The organism is Actinosynnema sp. NPDC049800, assembly GCF_040656635.1.
In the GTDB taxonomy this organism is placed as follows: Bacteria; Actinomycetota; Actinomycetes; order Mycobacteriales; family Pseudonocardiaceae; genus Actinosynnema.
This window is the reverse complement of record NZ_JBFAMT010000019.1, coordinates 32803-53497: the sequence shown is the minus strand read 5'-3', so window position 1 is coordinate 53497 and position 20695 is coordinate 32803. Positions and strand designations below refer to the sequence as shown.

The window sequence follows — 20695 nt, the reverse complement described above, 5'->3', positions numbered from 1 at the left end:
ACGCGCGAAGCGGCGATCAAGGGGCGAACGGTTGATGAACGGACGGCGTCGAAACCGCGTACACGGCGGCGGCCACGGTGAGCGCGCACGCCGCGTACGCGGTCGTGCGCGGAGAGGTGAGCTCGGCGAGCGCCGGCCCGGCCAGGGCGCCGACGACCGTCGCCGCCGCCTCACCCGTGACCAGCAGCGCGCCGACCCGGCCCAGCACTCCGGTCGGCGTCACCCGTTGCAAGGCGGTCTGCGTGACGACCAGTGCCGCCGAACCGGACAACCCGATCAGCGCGGCGGCGGGCAGGGCGGCGGTCAGCGACGCCGCGTTGAACAACAGCACGAAGCCGATGGAGGTGGTGGCGAGCGCGCCCGCCAGCAGCGGACCCGGCGGCAGGCGGTCGACCAGGACGCGGGTCGCCGGCGCGCCGAGGAGGAAGCCGACGCCCAGCGCCGACATCACCAACCCGACCGGCCCCTCGCCGCCCAACGCGGTCATCCCGAACGGGACCAGCAGCGCGCTGAGCGAGGCGTTCGCGGTCAGGAAGGCGGTGCTGACGACGAGGAGCACCCTGGCCGTCCGCCCCGATCGCACGAACGCGAGTCCTTCACGCAGTCCCCCGCCGACGCCCGGCCGTTCACCGCCGCCCGCCCCGTCACGGCCGCCCCGGGACAGCAACGCGATCAACCCGGCCGAGACCAGGTAGCTCGCCGCGTCCGCCACCACCAGCACCGGGAAGCCGACCAGCGCCGTCAACGCGCCGCCCAGCGGTGCGCCGACGAGTCGCGCCAGGCCGTCGGTGGTGGAGTTCAGGGCGTTGGCGCCGCTCAGCGCCGCGCCGGTGCCGACCACGACGGGCGTGTGCGCCTGGGCCGCCGGTCGGAACACCACCGTGCCCGTGCTCTCCACGACCACCGCGACGTAGAGCAGCCAGAGGTCGCCGGGCTCACGGGCGAAGAGCAGCAGCGTGACGGCGGCGGCACGCAGCACCTCGGCCGCGACCATCGCCCGCCGCCGGTCCCACCGGTCGACCAGCACCCCCGCGACCGGCCCGAGCAGCAACGGCGGCAGGAACTCCGCGGCCAGCGCCGCACCCGCGGCCGACCACGAGCCGGTCAGGTGGAAGACGTGCGCGGGCACGGCGACGACGAGCAGCCAGGTGCCGAGCACGCTGACGGTCCGTGCCGCCCACAGCAGCCGGAAGTCCCTCACGCGCAGAGCGGTCAACACCCGATGACTATCTCCAGAAGATAGCCATCGTGAACAGTGTTCTGACAAGATTGACCGCGTGGGACACGAACTCGGTCGGCGGCTACGGGCGCTGCGCGCCGCGAACGGGCGGACGGTGGCCGCGGTCGCCGCCGACGCGGGACTCTCCGTGCCGTACGTGGCGAACCTGGAGAACGGCCGGGGCAACCCCACCGTCGACGCGCTCGGCCGGCTGGCCGGGGCGCTGGGCACGCGGCTGACCGTCGGGTTCGCCGACGACGACCACCCCGCACCCCCGCCGACCGACGTGCCCGCGGCGCTGGTCCGGCTCGGCCGCACCACCCGCTTCCGCCGCGACGTCCGAGCCGTGGCCGAGGCGACCGGTCAGGACGCCGCCGACCTGGCCGGCCGACTGCTGGACGCGCTGGCCCGCCTGTCCGCCCTCACCGGCCGCGACCTCACCGAGCCGGACTGGCTGCGGCTGCTCGACGCGCTGCTGCTCGTCGCCGTGCACCCCGACCCGGGTGAAGGGGCTCAGTAAGCCATGAAAAGGATCTCGTCCCGCGAGTAGTCGTGGCCCGGGTGGTTCTCCTTGAGGTGCTTCTGGGTCTTCTCCACCAGGTCGTCCTCGTCCTTGCCCTGGATCGGCTCGCCGCAGGGGCAGGTGATGTTCCGCTTCATGACAATCCTCCGCTGGTGATCTCTCCCTTTCGACTCTACTGAACGTGACGACGTTGTCGACCGAGCGAGTTCGGGGCCGCCGGCGCCCGCAGCACGGCCGCCACCAGACGGTGGTTCTCCGCCGCGCCCCCACCACCACCGACCGCGAACCGGCGCCGGGTGTAGCTGTAGGCGACGCCGCTGCGCGGATCGGCGAACGCCTGCGCGCCCACCGCGCCGCTGTGCCCGAACGCGTCCGCGCCCAGCCCCGCGTACCGCACGCCCTGCGCCTCGAAGCCGAGCAGGAAGTGGTCCCGCTCCCCCGTCACCAGGTCGACGCCGGTCGAGTGCGGCCGGGTGAACTCGGCCAGCACGTCCGGTCCGAGCAACGGCTCCCGACCGTCCACCGGACCGATCGCCGCCGCGTACATCCGGGCCAACCCGCGCGCGCTGCCCACGCTGCCCGCCGACGCCTGCCCCAGCTCGCGCACGCGCCGCGTGTTCGCGAACGCCACCAGGTCCAACGGCGTGTTGAACGCGAGCGCGGTCAACCCCACCGGTATCGGCGACGGCGAGACGGCGGGCTGCACGGGCGCGTACCGGGGTTCCAGGTCCGCCGGCAGCCCGAGGTGGAAGTCCAGCCCGTACGGCGCCCGCACGCGCTCCTCGTACACCTGCCGCAACGTCCGCCCGGTCGCCCGGCGCACCACCTCGCCGGTCAGCGCGCCGATCGTCAGGGCGTGGTAGCCGTACCCGTCCCCGAACGCCGGGCGCTCGCCGGCCAGCCGTTGCGCGAGGAGCCGGTCGTCCGCCAACTCCTCCGCGTCGAACCCGCCGGGCACGCCGACGAGCCCGGCCCGGTGCGCGAGCAGGTCCCGCAGCGTCACCCGCTCCTTGCCGCCGGCGGCGAACTCGGGCCAGTACGACGCGACCGCGCGGTCCAGGTCGAGCACGCCGTCCTGCACCAGCAGCGCGACCACGAGGTGCGCCGCGCCCTTGCCCGAGGAGTACAGCGCGAGCAACGCGTCCTCCGCCAACCCCGCCCAGAGGTCGACCACCAGCTCTCCGCCCCGGTAGACGGCCAGCTGTGCGCCGAGACCGGGCTCGGCGGCCACCACCGCCGCGAATTCCTCGCGCACGCCCTCGTAGCCCGGCGCGACGGCGCCCTGGACGGTCATCACGCCGCCGCGACCGCGCGGGCGAAGCGGACCACGCGCTCGGCCTGCACCCGTGCCGCCGCGCGGACGGTGTCGTCCACGGCCGCCGTGCCGCCCGCGTCGTGGTGCGAGGTGCCGTACGGGTTGCCGTCGGCGAACTTGTCCGGGTGCGTGTAGCCGGGCGCGACCACGATGCCGCCGAAGTGGTGGAACGTGGTGGCCAACGCCAGCAGCGTCGACTCGTGGCCGCCGTGCAGCGTGCCGGTCGACGTGAACCCGCTGTAGACCTTGTCGGCCAGCAGACCCCGCTGCCACACGCCGCCGAGCGTGTCGAGGAACTGCTTGAGCTGCGAGGCGACGTTGCCGAACCGGGTCGGCGTGCCCACGATCACCGCGTCGGCCCAGACCAGGTCGTCGGCGACGGCGACCTGCAGGTCGGCGGTCGCGGCGTCGTTGGCGGCCCACTCGGGGTTGGCGTCGATCGCGGACCGCGGCGCGAGCTCCGCGACCTTGCGCAACCGGACCTCGGCGCCCGCCTTCTCCGCGGTCTCGGCCATCTCCTGGGCGATCTGCGCGATGTTGCCGGTGGCCGAGTAGTACACGATCGCGACCTTCACGCGGCCGTCCACGACGGCCCCCTCCTGCTGCTTGATCATGACCACGACGATATAGTCATAGTTGGTGATCGTCAATATTGGTGACTATCACCTCAGGTGACCAAAGGAGGGTCCATGCGCCGAGGCGAGCGCAAGCACACCGACCCCGACCTGGGCGTGCTCACCGGCCGGCTGCTGTTCGCCGTGCAGGAGGAGCTGTTCGACACCCTCGCCCGGGACGGCTACCCCGACCTGCGCCCGCAGCACGGCGCGGTGCTCGCCTACCTGGACGAGGAGGGCACCCGGGCCACCGACCTCGCCCGCCGGTCCGGTCAGCACAAGCAGGTCGTCGGCAAGGTGCTCGACGAGTTGGAGGCGCTGGGGTACGTCACCCGGCAGCCGGACCCGGACGACCGGCGCGCGAAGCTGGTCGTGCCCACCGAGCGGGGGCTGGCCCAGATGAGCCGGTCGGACGCGATCGTGGCCGCCATCGAGCGCCGCCACGCCGAACGCGTCGGCGAGGACGCGTTCGACGGGTTCAAGCGGCTGTTCCGGGAGGTCGTGGCCGGTCAGCGGGCATGGCGCGACGGGTGAGCCGGCGGCGCGGCACGCGCGGGTCAGCACCCGGTCGGGACGGGTGAGCGGAACGGCAACCGGGGCGTCTGCGGTGGCACGGGGGTGGTCCCGCCGGCGTCGTTGCCGCGGGACCACCCCCGGTCGAGGCGTCAGCCCGCGTACGCCTCGAACTCGGCGAGCTGCGCGGCGGGCCAGCCCGTGTTGCCGGTGAACGTCAGCCGCAGGTAGCGGTGCGCGCCGGAGACCGGGACGCTCACCTGGTTGCCGGACGCGGGGTCGAACCGGAACCCGGTCGACGCCACCAGTTGGCCGTAGGTCGCGCCGTCCGCGCTGCCGGACACGGACAACGTCTGCGTGCGCGCGGCCCACGCGGTGGCCGGCGGGAGCTTGAGCACGAGCCGGTTCACCGCGATGCGGCTGCCCAGGTCGACGGTGAACGTCTGCGGGAACGCGTTGTTCGGGCTCTCCCAGTAGGTGTTCGCGTCACCGTCCACCGCGTTGCCGCCGTTCTCCGACCGTCCGAGGTCGACGGTCAGCGACTGCGGGAACTGGTTGTTCGCGCTCTCCCAGTACGTGTTCGAGTCACCGTCCACGGCGTTCGCGGCCGGGAAGCCGCCGTTCACCGTGGAGGCGCTGACCGCCTTGCCCCTGGCCAGGTTGCCGCCCGGCGGAACGGTCGTGGTGGTCGTCGTGGTGCTGGTCGGCGGGTTGGTCGGATCGGTGTAGATCGGGTCCGGCCACGGGCCGCAGTACGACGGGCCGTCCCAGCCGGAGTTGCCCGCGCCCTTGGTGAGCTGGAACCCGTTCTCGCCGAGGCAGCTGTAGACGCCGGCCCGGCCGAGACCGGTCGCGGTGACGTTGGTGAACGACGCCGCGCCCGGCGACTGGAGCTGGATGCCGAACGTGCCCGCGCCGTTGATGCGCACGCCGTCGAAGTGGACGTTCGTGATCGTGCCGCTGATGAACTGGATGGCCTCGTAGTTGCTGTCGATCAGGTCGGTGTCGGTGACGTCGATCCGGCCGTTCATCGCCCCGTCCCGTGCGTCGAACCACAGCGCGCCCACGCCGAACTGCCAGTTCGAGTCGAGCACGCCGGCGCGCAGCGTGGTGTTCTTCGACAGGGTGGTCGTGCCGGACAGGGGCACCGACGAGAAGCGGTTGCCGACGTGGATGCCGCCGCCCTGGTCCTGGGTGTCGGCCACGACGTTCTCGGTGGCGACGTTGTCCCGGCCGCCGTAGATCGCGATGCCGTTGGCCTTCATCGGCACCACCACCGTGTTGCGCCGGATGGTGTTGCCGTGATCGGCCTGGTGCTCCGACCAGAACGCGATGCCGTCGTCGCTGATGTTGCGGAACAGGTTGTGCTCGATCAGCACGTCGCTGATGCCGCGGTGCAGGTTCATCCCGTCGGCCAGCTGGTCGACGACCTTGTTGTCGCGGATGGTGAGGCCGGAGAACGGGCCGTCCAGCCACAGGCCGACCTTGGTGTGCTGCAGGAACATGCCGGAGATCACCGAGCCGCCGCCCAGCGCGCCGCCGATGGCGTTGGTCTGGTCGCAGTCGACCCGGTTGGTGACCTCGCCGATGATCGCGAAGTCGTGCAGGCCGACGCGCGTGCTCACGCCGGAGTTGCCGCCCTGGCCGCAGCTCGACGGCTCGCCGAGGCCGTAGAAGCCGACCCGGTCGCCGGCGACCACGCTGTGCCAGTGGCCCGCGCCGCGGACGGTGACCTGGTCGACGGTGACGTGCTTGGTGACGGTGAACCGCCCGGCCGGGATCCACACCTCGCGGCCCGAGGACTTCCCGGCGGCGACCGCGGCGTCGAAGGCGGCGTTGTCGTTCGTGCCGTCGTCCGGCGTGGCGCCGTGGTCGGTGACGGAGACCGAGTTGGCGGGTCGCGCGGCCGCGGGGGCGACGAGCTCGAAGTCGGCCAGGTCGATCGTGTAGGACGGCGCGGTGTCGCCCGCGTCGACCTGGAGCATGACCTTCGAGCCCGCGGCGAGCGTGCGGCCGAACAGGGCGCGGGTGGAGTCGTAGAGGTGGTGGGGCTTGCCCTGGTTCGGGTCGTTGGCGTAGGGGTAGCCGCCGTAGCGCCACGCGTACTTCGAGGTCAGCGTGAGGCTGCCGGTCTTCGTGCCGTCGAGGTAGAGCGACAGGGGCGCGGTGATGCCCGCGCCGCCGTTGCCGTCCGGGACGCTGTACCGCAGGTCGATCGAGTTCGCCGGCTCGGTGAGGGTGAACTCGACGAACTTGCCCTGGCCGGACAGGGTCACGGCACGGCGGCCGGACGCCTCGCCCTCCAGCGTGCCCCGGCGTCGGCCGGGCCCGATCTTCGTGCCGTTCGTGGCGGCGGTTTCGGCCTCGTGCTCGACGAACGGCACGTCGGCGCCCCGGCCGGGGATCCCGAACGGCGACCTGGCCGCCGCGGCGACCTGGGCGGCGACCTCGCCCGGCGCGGCGGCGATGGTCAGCGCGGCGAGCAGGGACGTGGCCACCGCCGTCGCGCCGAGCGCCAGGGGGCGTCGGAGGGTGGGGTTGACTCGCATGGGTTCAGCCCTTCGTTGGACGGGACCTCGAGCTGCGGGCAGGGAAGTCACAAGGTGTGGCGTGGCGCACACCATAAGCAGGACGATCAGGTGACCGCAAGATGTCTACTGAAAGACGCAAAAAGTTGACTACCGCTTCTACGGGCAGGCCGCACTGGCCGCTTGCACGGCGCTTGCGGAAATTTGCGTTCGCTTGCGGGGGGCCGCTCGGCGGTCTTCCCGGCGGTCAGTAGGTGCCGCTGAGCTTGCGGTGGTCCCAGGAGACGACCGAGGTGGGCGCGAACCGCAGCCCGACCCGTTTCACCGCCTGGGCGGTCACGAACGCGTCCAGTTCCGGCCCGCTGTGCCCGGTGTAGCGCGCCGCCACCGCCACGCCGATGCGGGCCACCTCGGCCCGCTCCTCGACCAGCCGGGCGTCGCACTCCATGGCCACGCCGCGCAGCTGGTCGTAGGTCTCCCCCGCCTCCAGCTGCAACGTCGCCTCCGGCTTGCGGCGCAGGTTCGCCACCTTCTGCGACGACCGGTAGGTCCAGCCGACCAGTTCGCCGTCCTCCACCACGAACCACAGCGGCACGAGGTGCGGCCTGCCGTTCGGGCCGATCGTGGCCACCGTGACGACGCGCTGCTCCTCCAGGAACGCGCGCACCTCGTCCGTCGACATCGTGATCAGGGCCCGGCGCGACATGGCGTCAGGATAGGCGGCTGTCCTCCCGCGGCACCGCCGAGCCGGGTCCGGCGGACAGGTCGCCGACCACGCCCTTCTCCAGCAACGCCAGGAACACGTCGACCAGGTCCGGGTCGAACCGCGCGCCGCGGCCGGAGCGCAGCTCGCGCACGGCCTGCTCGTGGGTCAACGCACGCCGGTGCGGCCGGTCGGCGCGCATCGCCGCCCACGCGTCGCACACCGACAGGATCCGCGCCTCGACCCGGATGCCGTCGCGGGCCAGGCCGTTGGGGTAGCCGGCGCCGTCCCACCGCTCGTGGTGCTGGCGGATGACCTCGGCCACCTCGCCGTGGTCGGGCAGCACGCCGACCATGCGCGCGCCGCTGTCGGGGTGTTCGTGCAGCAGGTGCCACTGCTGGTCGGTGAGCGGGCCGGACTCGGTGAGCAGGTCGTCGGGCAGCACGATCATGCCGACGTCGAGCAGCCGTCCCGCGCGGTGCGCGTTGTGGACCTCGGCCTGGTCCCGCTTCAGGTGCTCGGCGACGGTGCGCGCCCACTCGGCGATGGCCAGGCTGCGCCCGGGACTGGCCACGCGCAGGTCGACCAGGTCCGCGACCTGGTTCAGGTAGTCCACCGCGACGTCCTCCCGGTGCTCGGTGAGCGATGTGCCACCGGCGACCGCCCGGTCCCGACCGAGATCCTTGGCCAGGTACAACGCGCGGTCAGCCGCCGACACCAACGCGGACGCGGTGCCGTAGTGCGGCGCGAACGCGGCGGTGCCGGCGGAGAGCGTAACCGTCACCGATCTACGACCGCTCACGGCGATCGGATGGTGGGAGACCCCGTGCCGCAACCGTTCCGCGAGGCGGCTCAGGTTCTCGGCGTCCACACCGGTCGCGATCAGCGCGAACTCCTCGCCGCCGTACCGGGCGAGCACCCGGCCCGGCCCGGCGATCGCGCGCAGCCGGTTGGCCACCTCGACCAGCACCCGGTCACCCGCCGGGTGCCCGAACCGGTCGTTGATCGACTTGAACCGGTCGACGTCGAGGATCACCACGCCGAGCGGTAGCCCGGTGCGCCTGGCCCGTGCCAGGTCGTCGGCCAGGCGCGCCTCGAAGTAGCGACGGCTGCGCAACCGGGTGAGGCTGTCGGTGATGGCGAGGCTGCGCTGGTCGACCGCGAGGCCCGCGAGGCGGGTGGCGGTCAGCGCGAACAGCACCGCGCAGCCCGCCGCGATCACCGGCACGTCCCGGCGCACGCCCTGGGCGTTCTGCACCAGCAACAACGCCGGTCCGATCAACGCGCCGCCGGACAGGATCGCCAGCCGCGGCCAGCTCAGCCGCAGCGCGGGCACGTCGACGGCCTGCGCCATCCGCCCCATCGACGGGTGCAGGGCGCACGCGCCGAGGGCCAGGTTGCCCGTCAGCCAGATCGCGTCCAGGAAGTTGCCCGCCGCGTAGCTGAGGTCAAGGCGCTGCAACACGTACACGGTGTCGGCCGTGAGGATCGCGGCCAGCCACAGGGCCAGCAGCACGAAGGACGCGTCACGCCGCCCGCCGCCGAACAGCAGCCGCAGCGAGACCAGCAGCAGCACCAGGTCCATCAGCGGGTAGGCCAGCGACACCATCTCGACCAGCAGCGGCGTGCCGAGCCGGGTCTGCGGGCCGATCACGAAGACCCACGACAGCAGGCCCGCGACGACCGTGAGCGAGACCGCGTCGAGGAGGCTGGGCAGGTCGCGGTCGGCGCGGCGCTGCCGGATCAGCATGAGCAGGCCGACCACGACGAGCGGGTAGTGGCCCAGGTAGAACGCGTCCGCGATGGACGGGTAGCTCGCGTCGTTGAGCACGTAGTGCGCGATGTAGAACGTGGTGTCGGCCAGGGCGTACACGAGTTGGCTCAGGCCGAGCACGATCCACGGCGCGCGGGGTTCGGGCCGGTTGCGCCGCACGCCCCACCACACGGCGAAGGCGGCGGACGTGCTCACCGCGCAGTAGACGACCACCCGCAGCGGAATCGTGCCGACGAAGATCGGCAGCGCGTAGTAGACCCCGACCGATAACAGGCCGAAAGCCAGGTAACCCATCCACAGCTGATGCTGTTTACCGATCGGGATTTCGCCGTTTTCGACCGACGGTTCTCCGGCGACGCGCAATCCCGGCACTCCCCACTGAGGCAACGCTGACGTTCGACAAGGCGGGGACATGAGACCGGTAAAGGGGAGTCCGCGTCAATCCCTGTTGCCGACTCTTCATCCACAGAACCGACGCGCATGCCCATCCGCGCGACGCCGGGAGGCTCTATAGAGTGCCTATTGGTCATGCCGCCGTCTGCGGTGACGGGCGGTGCCGGGACGAGGGGGAACGATGGCGAAGGACGCGAAAGACCTGTTGGAGCGGGTGCGGGAGGAACTGAAGGGCGAGGGCGGGACGAACCGGCTGGTGCCGCTGATCGCGTCCGGCGAGGCGCCGCTCGCCACGTTGCAGGCGTTGGCGGCCGAAGAGCACCGCATCGTGCAGAGCGACTGGCGAGCGTTCCTCACGTTGGCCGCGCAGTCTCCCGTGCCGGCGCAGCGCGAGTTCTTCGCGACGGTCGCCGGAGGCGAGGGGCTGGCGTTGGCCAAACTGGCCGATTTCGCCGCCGCGTGCGGCCTGACCTCGGATGACGTGGCCGCGTACCGACCGTTGCCGGGATGTCAGGCATATCCGTCGTTCGTGGCCAGGCTGGCGTTGGACGGCAATCCGCACGACGCGCTCCTCGCGATTCTGGCGAACTTCGCGGAATGGGGCGGCTATTGCGCGACGATCGCCGCCGCGCTGCGCGAGCACTACGGTTTCGACGACGCGGGCTGCGCGTTCTTCGACTTCTTCGCCGAACCCGCGCCGGAGCTGGACGCCCTCGGCCTGCGCGCGTTGGACGGCGTCCTGGACACCGGCTGGTCCCCCGCCGCCGCCATGCCGGCCGCCCGCCTCCTGCACTCCTACGAGCTGATGTTCTGGAACACCCTCGCCGACCTCCCCTGACTCGCGCGTGTCGAACGTCCAGGCCCCGCGTGTCGAACCCTCAGGCCCACTGAGTCCTACGTTCGGGTACCCGCCGGCGGTTCAACCCGGAAACCCGGGCGTTGAACCCAGGGGCCTGAAGGTTCGGCACGCGGGGTCAGTGGGGGACGGAGGGCTGGGTGTCCCAGTTCTCGGCCAGGTCGGGGCGGCCGAAGAGGTAGCCCTGGGCGTAGGCGCAGCCGGCGTTGCGGAGCCAGTCCGCCTGGGCCTGCGTTTCGATGCCCTCGGCCACGGTGTGGGCGCCCAGGACCTCCGCCAGGTCGATGATGCAGCGCACGACGCCTGCGGTGCGCCCGGTTTCGGAGAGGGCGTTGGTGAACGACCGGTCGATCTTCACCACGTCGAACGGGTAGCGCTGCAGGTAGCTCAGCGACGAGTAGCCGGTGCCGAAGTCGTCCAGCGCCACCCGCACCCCGGTCTCCCGCACCTCCATCAGCCCGCGCATCGCCGCGCCGTCGGCCCACACCGACTCGGTCACCTCGATCGTCAGCCGCTCCGGCGGGAGCCCGGTGGTCTTGAGCACCCGGTCCAACGACGGCAGGAACGCGGGCGCGGACAGCTGCCTGGTCGACACGTTCACCGTCACCCCGAGCGCACGCCCCTGCTCGCGCCACCGCATCGCCTGCTCGCACGCGCCGGCCAGCACCTTGTTGCCCAGCGGCACGATCAGGCCGGTCTCCTCCGCCAGCCCGATGAACTCGCCGGGCCCGAGCAGCCCGTGCCCCGGCCGCTGCCACCGCACCAACGCCTCCGCGCCCGCCGCCTGCGACGTCGCCAGGTCCACGATCGGCTGGTAGTGCAGCACCAGCTGCCCGTCGGACACGGCCGTGCGCAGGTCGGCCTTGTCGCGCTGCCGGGCCAGCACCCGCTCGCCCATCTCCGGCCGGAACAGCCGGATCCGCCCGCCTCCCTCGCGCTTGGCCACGTACATCGCGGTGTCCGCGTCACGCAGCAGGTCCGCCGTACCCACCCCCGGTGACGACACCGCGATGCCGACGCTGGCCCGGATCACGGTGTCGTGCCCCAGCCCGGTCAACGGCCGCGCCAGCTCCGACAGGATCCGGGTGGCCAGCCGTGCCGCGTCACGCACGTCGTGACCGGGCGCGAGGACGGCGAACTCGTCGCCGCCGAGCCGCGCGGCGGTGGCCACGGGCCCGACGGCCCGGCCGATCCGCTCGGCCGCCGACACCAGGTACCAGTCGCCCGCCTCGTGCCCCTCGGCGTCGTTGACCTCCTTGAACCCGTCGAGGTCGATCACCAGCAGGCCCACCGCCTCGCCGGCCGGCAGCGCCTGGTCCACCAGGTGCAGGAAGTGCGTGCGCCCGGCGAGCCCGGTCAGCTCGTCCCGCTCGGCCCGGGTGCGCAACTGGTCCTCCAGCTCACGGCGCTTGCTCACGTCCAGCGCGGTGACCAGGGTGTGCCGCTCGGAGACGTCGTCGACCGGCACCGCCTGCACCGCGAGCACGCCGGTCGAACCGTCCGCCCGGGTCACGCGGACCTCCACCGCGTCGTCGGCCGAGCGGCAGCCGCGCTCGCAGTCGGTGATGTCCGGACCGTGCGGGCACGGCACCCGCCCCGGGCTCGCCCCGGACCAGGCCAGCAGCTCACGGGCCCGGTCGTTGTGCAGCCGCGGCGCGCCGTCGGCGTCGACCAGCACCAGCCCGACCGGGCTGGCCCGCACGACGGCCTCGACGGTGCGGTGCGCGTCCCGCACGAGCCGCGCCGAGCGCGCCGTCTCGTGCAACGCCGTCGCCACGACCGCCAGGCCCACCAACGGCATCACGACGGAGGCGACCATCGGCCCCGTCACCGCGACGGGGGTGACCGAGAGCCACACCGTGAACCCGGTCAGGAACCCCAACAGGGCAGGCATCGCCCGGAGGGGGAAACGCTCGTGGTCGGCGCCGCGCAGCGCGCGCTGCACCGTCACGGCGAAGACGAAGCCGAGCGCGGGCTGCGGCGTGGGCAGCACGAACATCGCGCCGTGCACGACCGCGCACTCCACCAGCGCGATCAGCCAGCTGTCCCGGTTCGGTCGCGGCAGCCACGACACGAGCACCAGCGGCACCAGCGCGGCCAGCACGAAGCGGCCGGGCCCGGCCCCGATGACCACCAGCTGGACCGCGAACGCGATGGAGCTGAGCCAGGCGTAGGCCCCGGTGAGCAACCGGACCCGGCGCAGCCCGGCCTGACCGGGTGACGAAAGCGGGTCGTCCACCACGGAGCGGGTTGGACGAGCCACGCCCGGTTACCCCCAAGTCAAGCGGCGATCGGCTGAACACCCTCGCGGAAGATCGAACTATCCATACCGGTGTTCACGTTCTCAACCGCCATTCGGGTGAGTCCACTATGGACCTGCCCCGGAGGCGCGGCGAAGATCAGGATCCGGGGACGGGGCCGTGCGGCGGCTCGCTGTCGGGCAGGGGGTCCGGCGTGGTCCTGGCGAGGTCCGCGGCGACCGCCTTGGCCTCGTCGATCCGGCGCCGCGAGGCGGCCAGCCGCTCGTCCTCCTCCGGCGTCTCGACCCGGAACTCCTCCGGCGAGTGACCCTCGCGTTCGCGCTCGTCAGCCATGCGACCAGGGTTTCCGCCCACCCCGGCGGCAAACTTGGACACCGGCCGCACGGCGGGCTACCGTCGATAAGAGCCCGCTGGTTCGTAAAGCCGCCGAGGAGACCCGATGTCGAGCACGACGACCGCGCCGCCCCGCCCGTCCGCGCGGCGCCGCGTCATCTTCACGGCGGTGCTGCTCACGGTGACCGCGCTGCTGTTCTGGGTGCCCTGGACGGGCCTGCTCGCACCGGGCGCGCGGTGGCCGTGGCCGGTGCAGGTCCTCGGCACGGCGTTCTTCGTCGTCACGTCGGTGGCGTTCCCGCTGCTGCTGGTCCGCGCGCACGGCCGCCGGCACTCCGACCGGGCGTCCCGGGTCGCGCACCTGGTGCTGGGCGTGGCGTGGGTGTTCTTCGCCTGGACCCTGATCACGCACGTGCTGCGGATCGTGCTCGCAGTGGCGGGCGTGGAGAACCCGTTCCGGGCGCGGTTCGTCGCGGTCACCCTGCTCGTCGTCGGCCTGGCGCTGGTCGGGTACGGCCTCCGCGAGGCGCGCCGCGTGCCGCGGGTGAAGCGGACCGACGTGCCGCTCCCCCGGCTGGACGCGGCGTTCGACGGGCTCACCGTCGCGGTGCTCGCGGACACCCATTACGGCGCGATCGACCGCACGAAGTGGTCCGCGGACACGGTGGCGGCGGTCAACGCCCTCGACCCGGACGTCGTCGTGCACGTCGGCGACATCGCGGACGGCACGGTGGAGCAACGCCGCGGCCAGGCCGCCGCACTGGGCGACATCCGGGCACCGCACCGGTTCTACGTATCGGGCAACCACGAGTACATCAGCAACGCCCAGGCGTGGCTGGACCACATGACCGAGCTGGGTTGGACGAGCCTGCACAACCAGCACCGGGTGCTGGACCGCGGCGACGCCCGGCTGGTCTTCGCGGGCGTGGACGACATCACCGGAGCGCACTCGGGCGAGGCCGGGCACGGTGCGGACCTCGACGCCGCCCTCGCGGGCACGCGCGCCGACGACCCGGTGGTGCTGCTGGCGCACCAGCCCAGCGAGATCCCCAAGGCCGTCGCGGCGGGCGTCGACCTCCAGCTGTCCGGGCACACGCACGGCGGGCAGATCTGGCCGTTCCACCTGCTGGTGCGGCTCCAGCAGCCGGTGCTGGCGGGGTTGAGCCGCCACGGCGAGCGCACCCGGCTGTACACGAGCCGGGGCGCGGGTTTCTGGGGTCCGCCGCTGCGCGTCTTCGCACCGAGCGAGATCTCGTTGCTCACGTTGCGCGCCGCCTGATCCACCGCCCGTGCACGCGGGCGCGCACCCTGGGTACTTCGGCCCTACCCACAAAGGTGCACACCTGACACGAACGGGTGAGTGCCGTTGTTCGACGGCACGAGCGGTCGCACGCTCGGCGGAGAGGTGCGGTCGGTCGCGGTCGGAGTCACGACACCGTTGGGGGGCCTCGAAGAACCCGACGCCGCCGAAGGACTCCCATGAACGACATCTCCCGCCGAGACGTGTTCCGGCACGGCGCGACCGCCGCTCTCATCGCCGTCACCGCGGCCGGTTTCGCAGGCCTCGCCTCCTCCGGCGCCACGGCCGGTCCGAGCAGGGTCGCGGCCCTCGCCGATCCCCGTGACTTCGAGGAGACCTACAAGGGCAAGAAGATCAAGGGCGAGCACGACAAGGCCAACGGCAAGCACAAGGTCCACATCAACGGCAAGAAGCTCGGCGTCATGCAGGTCGAGCTGCCCGTGGCGCCCGACTCGACCGCGACCTACACCGCGGTGCTCAGCACGCTCAACCACTTCGACCCCGTCCCCCTGGACGAGGGGGACAACCGGGACGGCCTCAAGAAGCTGGCGAAGCTCGCCGTGGACCAGCTCGGAGACCAGGAGCTGACCCACGACGCCGACCACCCGCACAAGTGATCGGCGCCCGACCGCCCGCGAAAGGAACGAAGCCATGGGCACCCGCAAGAGCGCGGCCGCGCTGACGGCCACCGAGAAGGCCGACTTCGTCGCCGCCGTGAAGGCGCTGAAGGCGCAGGCCGGCGGCCGCAACTACGACTGGTTCGTGCGCACCCACATGACGTACTTCAACGCCGTCAACAGCCACAACTACGCGCACATGTCGTCGTCGTTCCTGCCGTGGCACCGGCGGTTCCTGCTGGAGCTGGAGAACGGCCTCAAGGCGATCAACCCGGCGGTGGACCTGCCGTACTGGAACTGGACGGCCAACCGCTCCACCACCGGCGCGCCCTTCACCTCCGACTTCATGGGCGGCAACGGCTCCGGCGGCAACGGCGCCGTGCTCAGCGGCCCGTTCGCCGGCTCCACGAGGTGGCGGATCAACGTCAGCGCCACGTCCTCGACGTCGTTGCGGCGGGCGATGGCGCTGCGCGGCTCGCTGCCCACGACCTCCGACGTCGACACCGTCATGGGCGTGTCGACCTACGACGTGTCGCCGTGGAACTCCTCGTCGAGCAGCGGCATGCGCAACCGCGCGGAGGGCGGCCTGTCGCCGAACCTGCACAACCGCGTCCACGTCTGGGTCGGCGGCCACATGGCGCAGGTCGACTCGCCGAACGACCCGGTGTTCTTCCTGCACCACTGCCACATCGACCGGCTCTGGTCCCGCTGGCAGGAGCGCTGGGGCTTCGGCGCCGACCGGTACCGGCCCGGTGGTGGCGTGGCGAACGTGGTCGACGTCGAGGAGACGTTGGAGCCCTTCGGCGTCACCGTGTCCTCGACCCTGGACCACCGGGGCAGCTACACCTACGCGTGACGGGACGGGCATGATCGGTCCGTGAAGGTCCTGGTGGTGGGTGCGAGCGGGTTGGTCGGGCAGCACGTCGTCGGACGGTTGCGGGCACGGGGGCACGAGGTGACGTCCGTGGCGCGGACCGCGCGCGACGGCGTCGACCACGCCCTCGACGCGACGACGGCCGCGGAGGCGGAGTTCCGGGCGTTGCTCGCGGGGCACGACGGCGTGGTGTTCGCGGCCGGCGCGGACGACCGGGAGGTGCCGCGCCGGCCCGCTTACCCGGTGTTCCACCGGGGCAACGTGGCGCCGGTCGTGCGGCTGCTCACCGCCGCGCGCGAGGAAGGGCTGAGCCGAGCCGTGGTGCTCGGGTCGTACTACACGCACTTCCACCGGCTGCACCCGGAGTGGGAGCTGGCCGAACGCCACCCGTACGTCCGCAGCCGGGTCGAGCAGGCACGGGCGGGCCGTGCGGCGGCGGGGCCGGACCTGCCGGTGGCGGTGCTGGAGCTGCCGTTCGTGTTCGGCCGGGCCGGTGACCGGCTGCCGAACTGGTCGGGCCCGTTGGACAAGTGGGTCCGGTCACGGTCCCCGCTGCTCGCGCCGCCCGGTGGCAGCGCCGCCACGACGGTCGCGCAGGTGGCCGAGGTCGCCGTCGACGCGCTGGAGCGGGCGTCCGGTCAGGACATCCCCGTGGCGGCCGAGAACCTGACGTGGCCGGACATGATCGGTCGCATCGCGGCCGCCGCCGGTCATCCGCGCGAGGTGCGCCGCCTGCCGGGCGCGGTGGTGCGGGTGGCGTTGCGGTTGACCGGGCTCGTGCAGCGGCTGACGGGCAGGCAGTCCGGGTTGGACCCGGCGCGCGCGGCCTCGCTGCTGCTGCGCGAGCTGTTCGTCACGCCGATCCGGCCGGGTTCGGTGGACGACGCCCTCGCCGAGACGTTCCCGCGGGCCTAGTACGCGCGCCGGCCGGGTGCCGGCGGGTCGTAGTCGTAGTCGTCGTCCTCGGGCACGTCGAACGGGAGCGGGCGGTTGGTCCACGAGTCGATGAGCACCACGAGGGCTCCGCAGACGATGACGACGACGCCGACCCAAGCCAGGCCACCCCAGATCAGGATGCCCGCGATCAGCACCAGCGGCAGGACCATGAACAGGCAGAACGGGTCCACTCGCCCGAAATGCCGTCGTCCTCCGGAACTCGCCATCTACGCCCTCCCAGTCAAGCGCCTCCCCGGGTGAACTTACGCGACGTGGTGCGCGCGGCCTTCAGCCGGGCGGTCACGCACCGCGTTGTTCGCGGCCGGGGTACCGGCCTCGGGCGCGTTCGGCGACCGTGGCGAGCACGGCCGAGATGATCATGCCGGCTCCGAGCCCGAGGTGCAGCAGGTTGTCGGCCGGGTTGACCGGGGCGAAGTTCGCCGCGCCGCCGTCGTGGTCGATCGAGTGCACCACCGAGCCGTAGGCCCACAGCACCAGGTAGAGGAACCCGCCGGCGACCAGGAACAGGCGTGACGCGCCCCGTGAGGACGCCGCCAGGATCCCGGCCACGCCGAACAGCAGGTGCAGGGCGTTGTGCAGCACCGAGACCTGGAACACGCCGAACAGCAGGGCCTCGGAGGCCGGTCCGGCGAAGCGGATGCCGTCGAGGGCGACCGTCGCGCCCGGCACGAACCCCAGCACCCCCACCAGCAGGAACACCGCTCCGCCGATCAGCGCGAGCGCCTGGACGGGACTGCGGCGGGCGCCGACGCGGTCGTTCGAGGTCGTCATGGCGGTCCTCCGATCAGGGTTCGGGTGGCGTACCCGGCGGGTCGGGGGTGAAACGAAGATCACAAACTTCCGCAGGTGCGGAGTTACACTGCTGGATGTGCCGAATCTGCGGATCAGTGACGCCGCCGCCCTGCTCGGGGTGAGCGACGACACCGTGCGCCGGTGGATCGACCAGGGCCGCCTGGCCGAGGTGCAGCTGGACAGCGGGCGCAAGGGTGTCGACGGTCGCGAGCTGGCCGAGTTGGCCCAACGCCTGGCCGAGGCGCCGGAGCCGGGCGTGACGGTGGCCGCGTCGGCGCGCAACCGGATGCGCGGGATCGTCACGCGCGTGGTCAAGGACGGGGTCATGGCGCAGGTCGAGCTGCAGGCCGGGCCGTTCCGGGTGGTGTCGTTGATGAGCCGCGACTCGGCCGACGAGCTCGGCCTCGAGGTGGGCGCCGTGGCGGTCGCGTCGATCAAGTCCACGCACGTCGTCGTCGAGATCCCGGAGGCGTGATGCGCGCGCCGGCGCTGGTGGCGCTGCTGGTGGTGCTGGCGGGTTGCGGCGCGTCGGGAACCACCGCGGACGACCGGATCACGGTGTTCGCGGCGGCGTCGTTGACCGAGGCGTTCACCCGGCTGGGCGAGGATTTCGAGGCGGCCAACCCCGGCGTGGACGTCGTGTTCAACTTCGGCGGCAGCTCGGCGCTCGCGCGGCAGATCGGGCAGGGCGCGCCGGCGGACGTGTTCGCCTCGGCCGCGACCGCGAACATGGCGCAGGTGGTCGACGCGGGCGGGACGGCCGCCGAGCCGGTCACGTTCGCGCGCAACCGGTTGGCGATCGCGGTGCCCGCGGGCAACCCGGCGGGGATCACCGGCCTGGCGGGCTTCGCGGACGACGCGGCCAAGATCGCGCTGTGCGCGCAGGAGGTGCCGTGCGGCGCGGCGGCGAAGCGGGCGTTCGAGGCCGCCGGGGTGGTGGCGCGGCCGGACACCGTGGAGCAGGACGTGAAAGCGGTGCTGACCAAGGTGCGGCTCGGCGAGGTGGACGCGGCTCTGGTGTACCGGACGGACGTGGCGTCGGCGGCCGGCGAGGTCGAGGGCATCGGGTTCCCGGAAGCCGACCGGACGGTCAACGACTACCCGATCGCGCCGTTGGCCAAGGCCCGCAACGCCGCTGGCGCGCGGGCGTTCGTGGCTCACGTGCGGTCCGACCGGGGTCGGGCGGTGCTCGCCGGGGCCGGGTTCGACGCGCCGTGAGGTCGACCCGTCGTCGGACCCGGGGCCGGCTGCCGGTGGCGCTGGCGCTGCCGGCCGTGGTCGGGCTCGCGTTCCTGCTCGTCCCGTTGGTGGGCCTGCTGATCCGCGCGCCGTGGCGCACGCTGCCGTCGCGGCTGTTCAGCGCGTCGGTCGGCGAGGCGCTGCGGCTGTCGTTGGTGTGCGCGAGCCTGGCGACGGTGGTGTGCCTGGTGCTGGGCGTGCCGCTGGCGTGGCTGCTGGCGCGCGGCGACGTGCCGGGGCGGGGCGTGCTGCGGGCGCTGGTGACGGTGCCGCTGGTGCTGCCGCCCGTGGTGGGCGGGGTGGCGTTGCTGTTCGTGCTCGGCCGGCGCGGGCTCGTCGGGCAGCACCTCGACGCGTGGTTCGGCGTCTCGCTGCCGTTCACCACCGCCGGGGTGGTGCTGGCGGAGGCGTTCGTGGCGATGCCGTTCCTGGTCATCTCGGTGGAGGGCGCGCTGCGGGCGGCCGATCCGCGTTACGAGGAGGCCGCCGCGACGCTGGGCGCGTCGCGCTGGCTGGCGTTCCGGCGGGTCACGTTGCCGTCGATCCTGCCGGGCGTGGTCGCGGGCACGGTGCTGTGCTGGGCGCGGGCGTTGGGCGAGTTCGGGGCCACCATCACGTTCGCGGGCAACTTCCCGGGCGAGACGACCACCATGCCGCTGGCCGTGTACCTGGCCCTGGAGACCGATCCGGACGCGGCGATCGTGTTGAGCGTGGTGCTGCTGATGGTGTCCGTGGGCGTGCTGGCCGCGCTGCGCGACCGGTGGGTCAGCGGGCCGTCATGACGCTGCACGCCGACCTGAGGGTGACCCGCGGCGCGTTCCGGCTCGCCGCGGAACTGGTGGTGGAGCCGGGCGAGGTGGTCGCCCTGCTCGGCCCGAACGGCGCGGGCAAGAGCACCGCGCTGCGCGCCCTGGCGGGGCTGCTCCCGTTGAGCGGCGGGCACATCCGGCTCGGCGGGCAGGCGTGGGACGTGCCGCCGGCCGTGTTCCGGCCCGCCGAACGGCGTCCGATCGGCGTGGTGTTCCAGGACTACCTGCTGTTCGCGCACCTGTCGGCGTTGGAGAACGTCGCCTTCGGGCTGCGGGCCCGGGGCGCGGGCCGTGCGGCGGCGCGGGCGGAGGCGGCCCGGTGGCTGGACCGCGTCGGGCTGGCCGCGCACGCGAAGGCCAAGCCGCGCGCGCTGTCCGGCGGGCAGGCGCAGCGCGTCGCGCTGGCCCGCGCCCTGGCCACCGGCCCGGACCTGCTGCTGCTGGACGAGCCGCTGGCCGCGCTGGACGCGGCGACCCGGCTGCACGTGCGCGCGGAGCTCGGCAGGCACCTGCGCGACTACCCCGGCCACACGCTGCTCGTCACGCACGACCCGCTGGACGCGATGGTGCTCGCCGACCGGCTGGTGGTGCTGGAGCACGGCGAGGTCGTGCAGGAGGGAACGCCGGCCGACGTGGCCCGCCGCCCGCGCACGGACTACGTCGCCGACCTGGTCGGCCTCAACCTGTACCGCGGCACGGCCCACGGCACGACCGTGTCGTTGGACGCCGGCGGCACGCTCACCGTGGCGACGCCGGTGACCGGACCGGTGCACGTGGTGTTCCCCCCGACCGCGGTCGGCCTGCACCCGGAGCGCCCGGTCGGCAGCCCGCGCAACGCGTGGCGCGTCACCGTGGCCGGGATCGAGCAGCACGCCCACACCACGCGCGTGCGACTGGACGGCGTGCCGCCCGTGCTGGCCGACGTCACCACCGCGACCGTCGCGGACCTCCGGCTCCGGCCCGGTGACGAGCTGTGGGCCGCCGTGAAGGCCACCGAGGCACACGCGTACCCGTCGTAACGAGTGTGAGTGACCAACCACTCTTTTCCTGATTCGCCTTGACATGACCCCTGTCG

22 protein-coding genes are annotated in these 20695 nt (G+C 72.8%); 11 read left to right on the top strand and 11 right to left on the bottom strand.

From position 1 onward, the window contains the following. Nucleotides 1-16: 16 nt before the first annotated feature. Complete coding sequence (locus AB0I91_RS22635; protein WP_499638588.1) at nt 17-1219, bottom strand: MFS transporter; 1203 nt, start codon at nt 1217-1219, stop codon at nt 17-19. Nucleotides 1220-1277: 58 nt separating this feature from the next. Here AB0I91_RS22635 and AB0I91_RS22630 point away from each other — a divergent pair, with 58 nt between their 5' ends. Further along, nucleotides 1278-1739 carry a helix-turn-helix transcriptional regulator gene (locus AB0I91_RS22630; RefSeq protein WP_498780355.1) on the top strand — a complete coding sequence of 154 codons (462 nt, stop codon included), beginning with the start codon at nt 1278-1280 and terminating at the stop codon, nt 1737-1739. On the opposite strand, the gene AB0I91_RS22625 is transcribed toward AB0I91_RS22630, so the two are convergent. Genes AB0I91_RS22625 through wrbA form a run of 3 tightly spaced genes read right to left on the bottom strand, consistent with a single transcriptional unit; the run spans nt 1733 to nt 3671 of the window. Next, nucleotides 1733-1879 carry a hypothetical protein gene (locus AB0I91_RS22625; RefSeq protein ID WP_498780356.1) on the bottom strand — a complete coding sequence of 49 codons (147 nt, stop codon included), beginning with the start codon at nt 1877-1879 and terminating at the stop codon, nt 1733-1735. The two genes, AB0I91_RS22630 and AB0I91_RS22625, sit on opposite strands and share 7 nt — an antisense overlap. Before the next feature lie 35 nt (nt 1880-1914). Beyond that, nucleotides 1915-3036, bottom strand: a complete 1122-nt coding sequence (locus tag AB0I91_RS22620) for a serine hydrolase domain-containing protein (RefSeq protein ID WP_499638586.1) — start codon at nt 3034-3036, stop codon at nt 1915-1917. After that, on the bottom strand, nt 3036-3671 hold the full coding sequence (wrbA, locus tag AB0I91_RS22615) for an NAD(P)H:quinone oxidoreductase (protein WP_498780359.1): 636 nt from the start codon (nt 3669-3671) through the stop codon (nt 3036-3038). The genes AB0I91_RS22620 and wrbA overlap by 1 nt, the downstream gene beginning before the upstream one ends. Nucleotides 3672-3746: 75 nt before the next feature. Between wrbA and AB0I91_RS22610 the strand changes: the two genes are divergently transcribed. Continuing rightward, nucleotides 3747-4205 carry a MarR family winged helix-turn-helix transcriptional regulator gene (locus AB0I91_RS22610; RefSeq protein WP_498780360.1) on the top strand — a complete coding sequence of 153 codons (459 nt, stop codon included), beginning with the start codon at nt 3747-3749 and terminating at the stop codon, nt 4203-4205. Between the two features lie 131 nt (nt 4206-4336). Here AB0I91_RS22610 and AB0I91_RS22605 read toward each other — a convergent pair whose 3' ends face one another. From AB0I91_RS22605 to AB0I91_RS22595, 3 genes are all read right to left on the bottom strand, one after another. Next, nucleotides 4337-6733: a discoidin domain-containing protein gene (locus AB0I91_RS22605; protein ID WP_499638584.1), complete on the bottom strand. Its 2397-nt coding sequence runs from the start codon at nt 6731-6733 to the stop codon at nt 4337-4339. A gap of 226 nt (nt 6734-6959) precedes the next feature. Next, nucleotides 6960-7418, bottom strand: a complete 459-nt coding sequence (locus tag AB0I91_RS22600; protein ID WP_498780364.1) for a pyridoxamine 5'-phosphate oxidase family protein — start codon at nt 7416-7418, stop codon at nt 6960-6962. Nucleotides 7419-7422: 4 nt separating this feature from the next. Beyond that, nucleotides 7423-9483, bottom strand: coding sequence for a diguanylate cyclase domain-containing protein (locus tag AB0I91_RS22595; protein ID WP_499638582.1), 2061 nt, complete (start codon nt 9481-9483; stop codon nt 7423-7425). Between the two features lie 280 nt (nt 9484-9763). On the opposite strand from AB0I91_RS22595, the gene AB0I91_RS22590 reads away from it, so the two are divergent. Next, on the top strand, nt 9764-10420 hold the full coding sequence (locus tag AB0I91_RS22590) for a thiaminase II/PqqC family protein (RefSeq protein ID WP_499611469.1): 657 nt from the start codon (nt 9764-9766) through the stop codon (nt 10418-10420). A gap of 136 nt (nt 10421-10556) precedes the next feature. Here the strand turns inward: AB0I91_RS22590 and AB0I91_RS22585 are convergent, their stop codons facing one another. Then, on the bottom strand, nt 10557-12701 hold the full coding sequence (locus AB0I91_RS22585) for a putative bifunctional diguanylate cyclase/phosphodiesterase (RefSeq protein ID WP_498780367.1): 2145 nt from the start codon (nt 12699-12701) through the stop codon (nt 10557-10559). Nucleotides 12702-12837: 136 nt separating this feature from the next. Next, on the bottom strand, nt 12838-13032 hold the full coding sequence (locus tag AB0I91_RS22580) for a hypothetical protein (protein ID WP_498780368.1): 195 nt from the start codon (nt 13030-13032) through the stop codon (nt 12838-12840). A 106-nt stretch (nt 13033-13138) separates the two neighbouring features. Here AB0I91_RS22580 and AB0I91_RS22575 point away from each other — a divergent pair, with 106 nt between their 5' ends. The 4 genes from AB0I91_RS22575 to AB0I91_RS22560 all read left to right on the top strand — a co-directional run bounded on the left by AB0I91_RS22575 (nt 13139) and on the right by AB0I91_RS22560 (nt 16738). Further along, complete coding sequence (locus AB0I91_RS22575; RefSeq protein WP_499611475.1) at nt 13139-14311, top strand: metallophosphoesterase; 1173 nt, start codon at nt 13139-13141, stop codon at nt 14309-14311. Between the two features lie 200 nt (nt 14312-14511). Next, a complete protein-coding gene (locus tag AB0I91_RS22570; RefSeq protein WP_498780371.1) occupies nt 14512-14949 on the top strand; it encodes a tyrosinase family oxidase copper chaperone in 438 nt (145 codons plus the stop codon). 34 nt (nt 14950-14983) lie between these two features. Then, nucleotides 14984-15805 carry a tyrosinase family protein gene (locus tag AB0I91_RS22565; protein WP_499638579.1) on the top strand — a complete coding sequence of 274 codons (822 nt, stop codon included), beginning with the start codon at nt 14984-14986 and terminating at the stop codon, nt 15803-15805. Nucleotides 15806-15826: 21 nt separating this feature from the next. Continuing rightward, nucleotides 15827-16738: an NAD-dependent epimerase/dehydratase family protein gene (locus tag AB0I91_RS22560; protein WP_499638577.1), complete on the top strand. Its 912-nt coding sequence runs from the start codon at nt 15827-15829 to the stop codon at nt 16736-16738. On the opposite strand, the gene AB0I91_RS22555 is transcribed toward AB0I91_RS22560, so the two are convergent. Both AB0I91_RS22555 and AB0I91_RS22550 read right to left on the bottom strand, forming a co-directional pair. Next, on the bottom strand, nt 16735-16986 hold the full coding sequence (locus AB0I91_RS22555) for a hypothetical protein (protein ID WP_498780376.1): 252 nt from the start codon (nt 16984-16986) through the stop codon (nt 16735-16737). The two genes, AB0I91_RS22560 and AB0I91_RS22555, sit on opposite strands and share 4 nt — an antisense overlap. A 73-nt stretch (nt 16987-17059) precedes the next feature. Further along, nucleotides 17060-17551 carry a DUF4383 domain-containing protein gene (locus AB0I91_RS22550; protein ID WP_499638575.1) on the bottom strand — a complete coding sequence of 164 codons (492 nt, stop codon included), beginning with the start codon at nt 17549-17551 and terminating at the stop codon, nt 17060-17062. Between the two features lie 97 nt (nt 17552-17648). On the opposite strand from AB0I91_RS22550, the gene AB0I91_RS22545 reads away from it, so the two are divergent. The 4 genes from AB0I91_RS22545 to AB0I91_RS22530 are packed head-to-tail and all read left to right on the top strand — an operon-like array spanning nt 17649 to nt 20639. Further along, nucleotides 17649-18047, top strand: coding sequence for a TOBE domain-containing protein (locus AB0I91_RS22545; protein ID WP_498780379.1), 399 nt, complete (start codon nt 17649-17651; stop codon nt 18045-18047). Then, nucleotides 18047-18790 carry a molybdate ABC transporter substrate-binding protein gene (gene modA, locus AB0I91_RS22540; protein WP_499638573.1) on the top strand — a complete coding sequence of 248 codons (744 nt, stop codon included), beginning with the start codon at nt 18047-18049 and terminating at the stop codon, nt 18788-18790. The genes AB0I91_RS22545 and modA overlap by 1 nt, the downstream gene beginning before the upstream one ends. Next, nucleotides 18787-19593 carry a molybdate ABC transporter permease subunit gene (modB, locus tag AB0I91_RS22535; protein WP_499611491.1) on the top strand — a complete coding sequence of 269 codons (807 nt, stop codon included), beginning with the start codon at nt 18787-18789 and terminating at the stop codon, nt 19591-19593. The genes modA and modB overlap by 4 nt, the downstream gene beginning before the upstream one ends. Next, nucleotides 19590-20639 carry an ABC transporter ATP-binding protein gene (locus tag AB0I91_RS22530; RefSeq protein ID WP_498780384.1) on the top strand — a complete coding sequence of 350 codons (1050 nt, stop codon included), beginning with the start codon at nt 19590-19592 and terminating at the stop codon, nt 20637-20639. Before modB ends, AB0I91_RS22530 begins: the two co-directional genes overlap by 4 nt. Nucleotides 20640-20695 lie beyond the last annotated feature (56 nt).

Excerpts from the sequence above, each read along its gene's own strand:
- AB0I91_RS22555 (WP_498780376.1), bottom strand. The coding sequence starts at position 16,986 with ATGGCGAGTTCCGGAGGACGACGGCATTTCGGGCGAGTGGACCCGTTC.
- AB0I91_RS22610 (WP_498780360.1), top strand. The coding sequence starts at position 3,747 with ATGCGCCGAGGCGAGCGCAAGCACACCGACCCCGACCTGGGCGTGCTC.
- AB0I91_RS22595 (WP_499638582.1), bottom strand. The coding sequence starts at position 9,483 with ATGGGTTACCTGGCTTTCGGCCTGTTATCGGTCGGGGTCTACTACGCG.
- AB0I91_RS22605 (WP_499638584.1), bottom strand. The coding sequence starts at position 6,733 with ATGCGAGTCAACCCCACCCTCCGACGCCCCCTGGCGCTCGGCGCGACG.
- AB0I91_RS22530 (WP_498780384.1), top strand. The coding sequence starts at position 19,590 with ATGACGCTGCACGCCGACCTGAGGGTGACCCGCGGCGCGTTCCGGCTC.
- wrbA (WP_498780359.1), bottom strand. The coding sequence starts at position 3,671 with ATGATCAAGCAGCAGGAGGGGGCCGTCGTGGACGGCCGCGTGAAGGTC.
- AB0I91_RS22550 (WP_499638575.1), bottom strand. The coding sequence starts at position 17,551 with ATGACGACCTCGAACGACCGCGTCGGCGCCCGCCGCAGTCCCGTCCAG.
- modA (WP_499638573.1), top strand. The coding sequence starts at position 18,047 with ATGCGCGCGCCGGCGCTGGTGGCGCTGCTGGTGGTGCTGGCGGGTTGC.
- AB0I91_RS22625 (WP_498780356.1), bottom strand. The coding sequence starts at position 1,879 with ATGAAGCGGAACATCACCTGCCCCTGCGGCGAGCCGATCCAGGGCAAG.
- AB0I91_RS22620 (WP_499638586.1), bottom strand. The coding sequence starts at position 3,036 with ATGACCGTCCAGGGCGCCGTCGCGCCGGGCTACGAGGGCGTGCGCGAG.
- AB0I91_RS22565 (WP_499638579.1), top strand. The coding sequence starts at position 14,984 with ATGGGCACCCGCAAGAGCGCGGCCGCGCTGACGGCCACCGAGAAGGCC.
- AB0I91_RS22580 (WP_498780368.1), bottom strand. The coding sequence starts at position 13,032 with ATGGCTGACGAGCGCGAACGCGAGGGTCACTCGCCGGAGGAGTTCCGG.
- AB0I91_RS22575 (WP_499611475.1), top strand. The coding sequence starts at position 13,139 with ATGTCGAGCACGACGACCGCGCCGCCCCGCCCGTCCGCGCGGCGCCGC.
- AB0I91_RS22570 (WP_498780371.1), top strand. The coding sequence starts at position 14,512 with ATGAACGACATCTCCCGCCGAGACGTGTTCCGGCACGGCGCGACCGCC.
- AB0I91_RS22600 (WP_498780364.1), bottom strand. The coding sequence starts at position 7,418 with ATGTCGCGCCGGGCCCTGATCACGATGTCGACGGACGAGGTGCGCGCG.
- AB0I91_RS22590 (WP_499611469.1), top strand. The coding sequence starts at position 9,764 with ATGGCGAAGGACGCGAAAGACCTGTTGGAGCGGGTGCGGGAGGAACTG.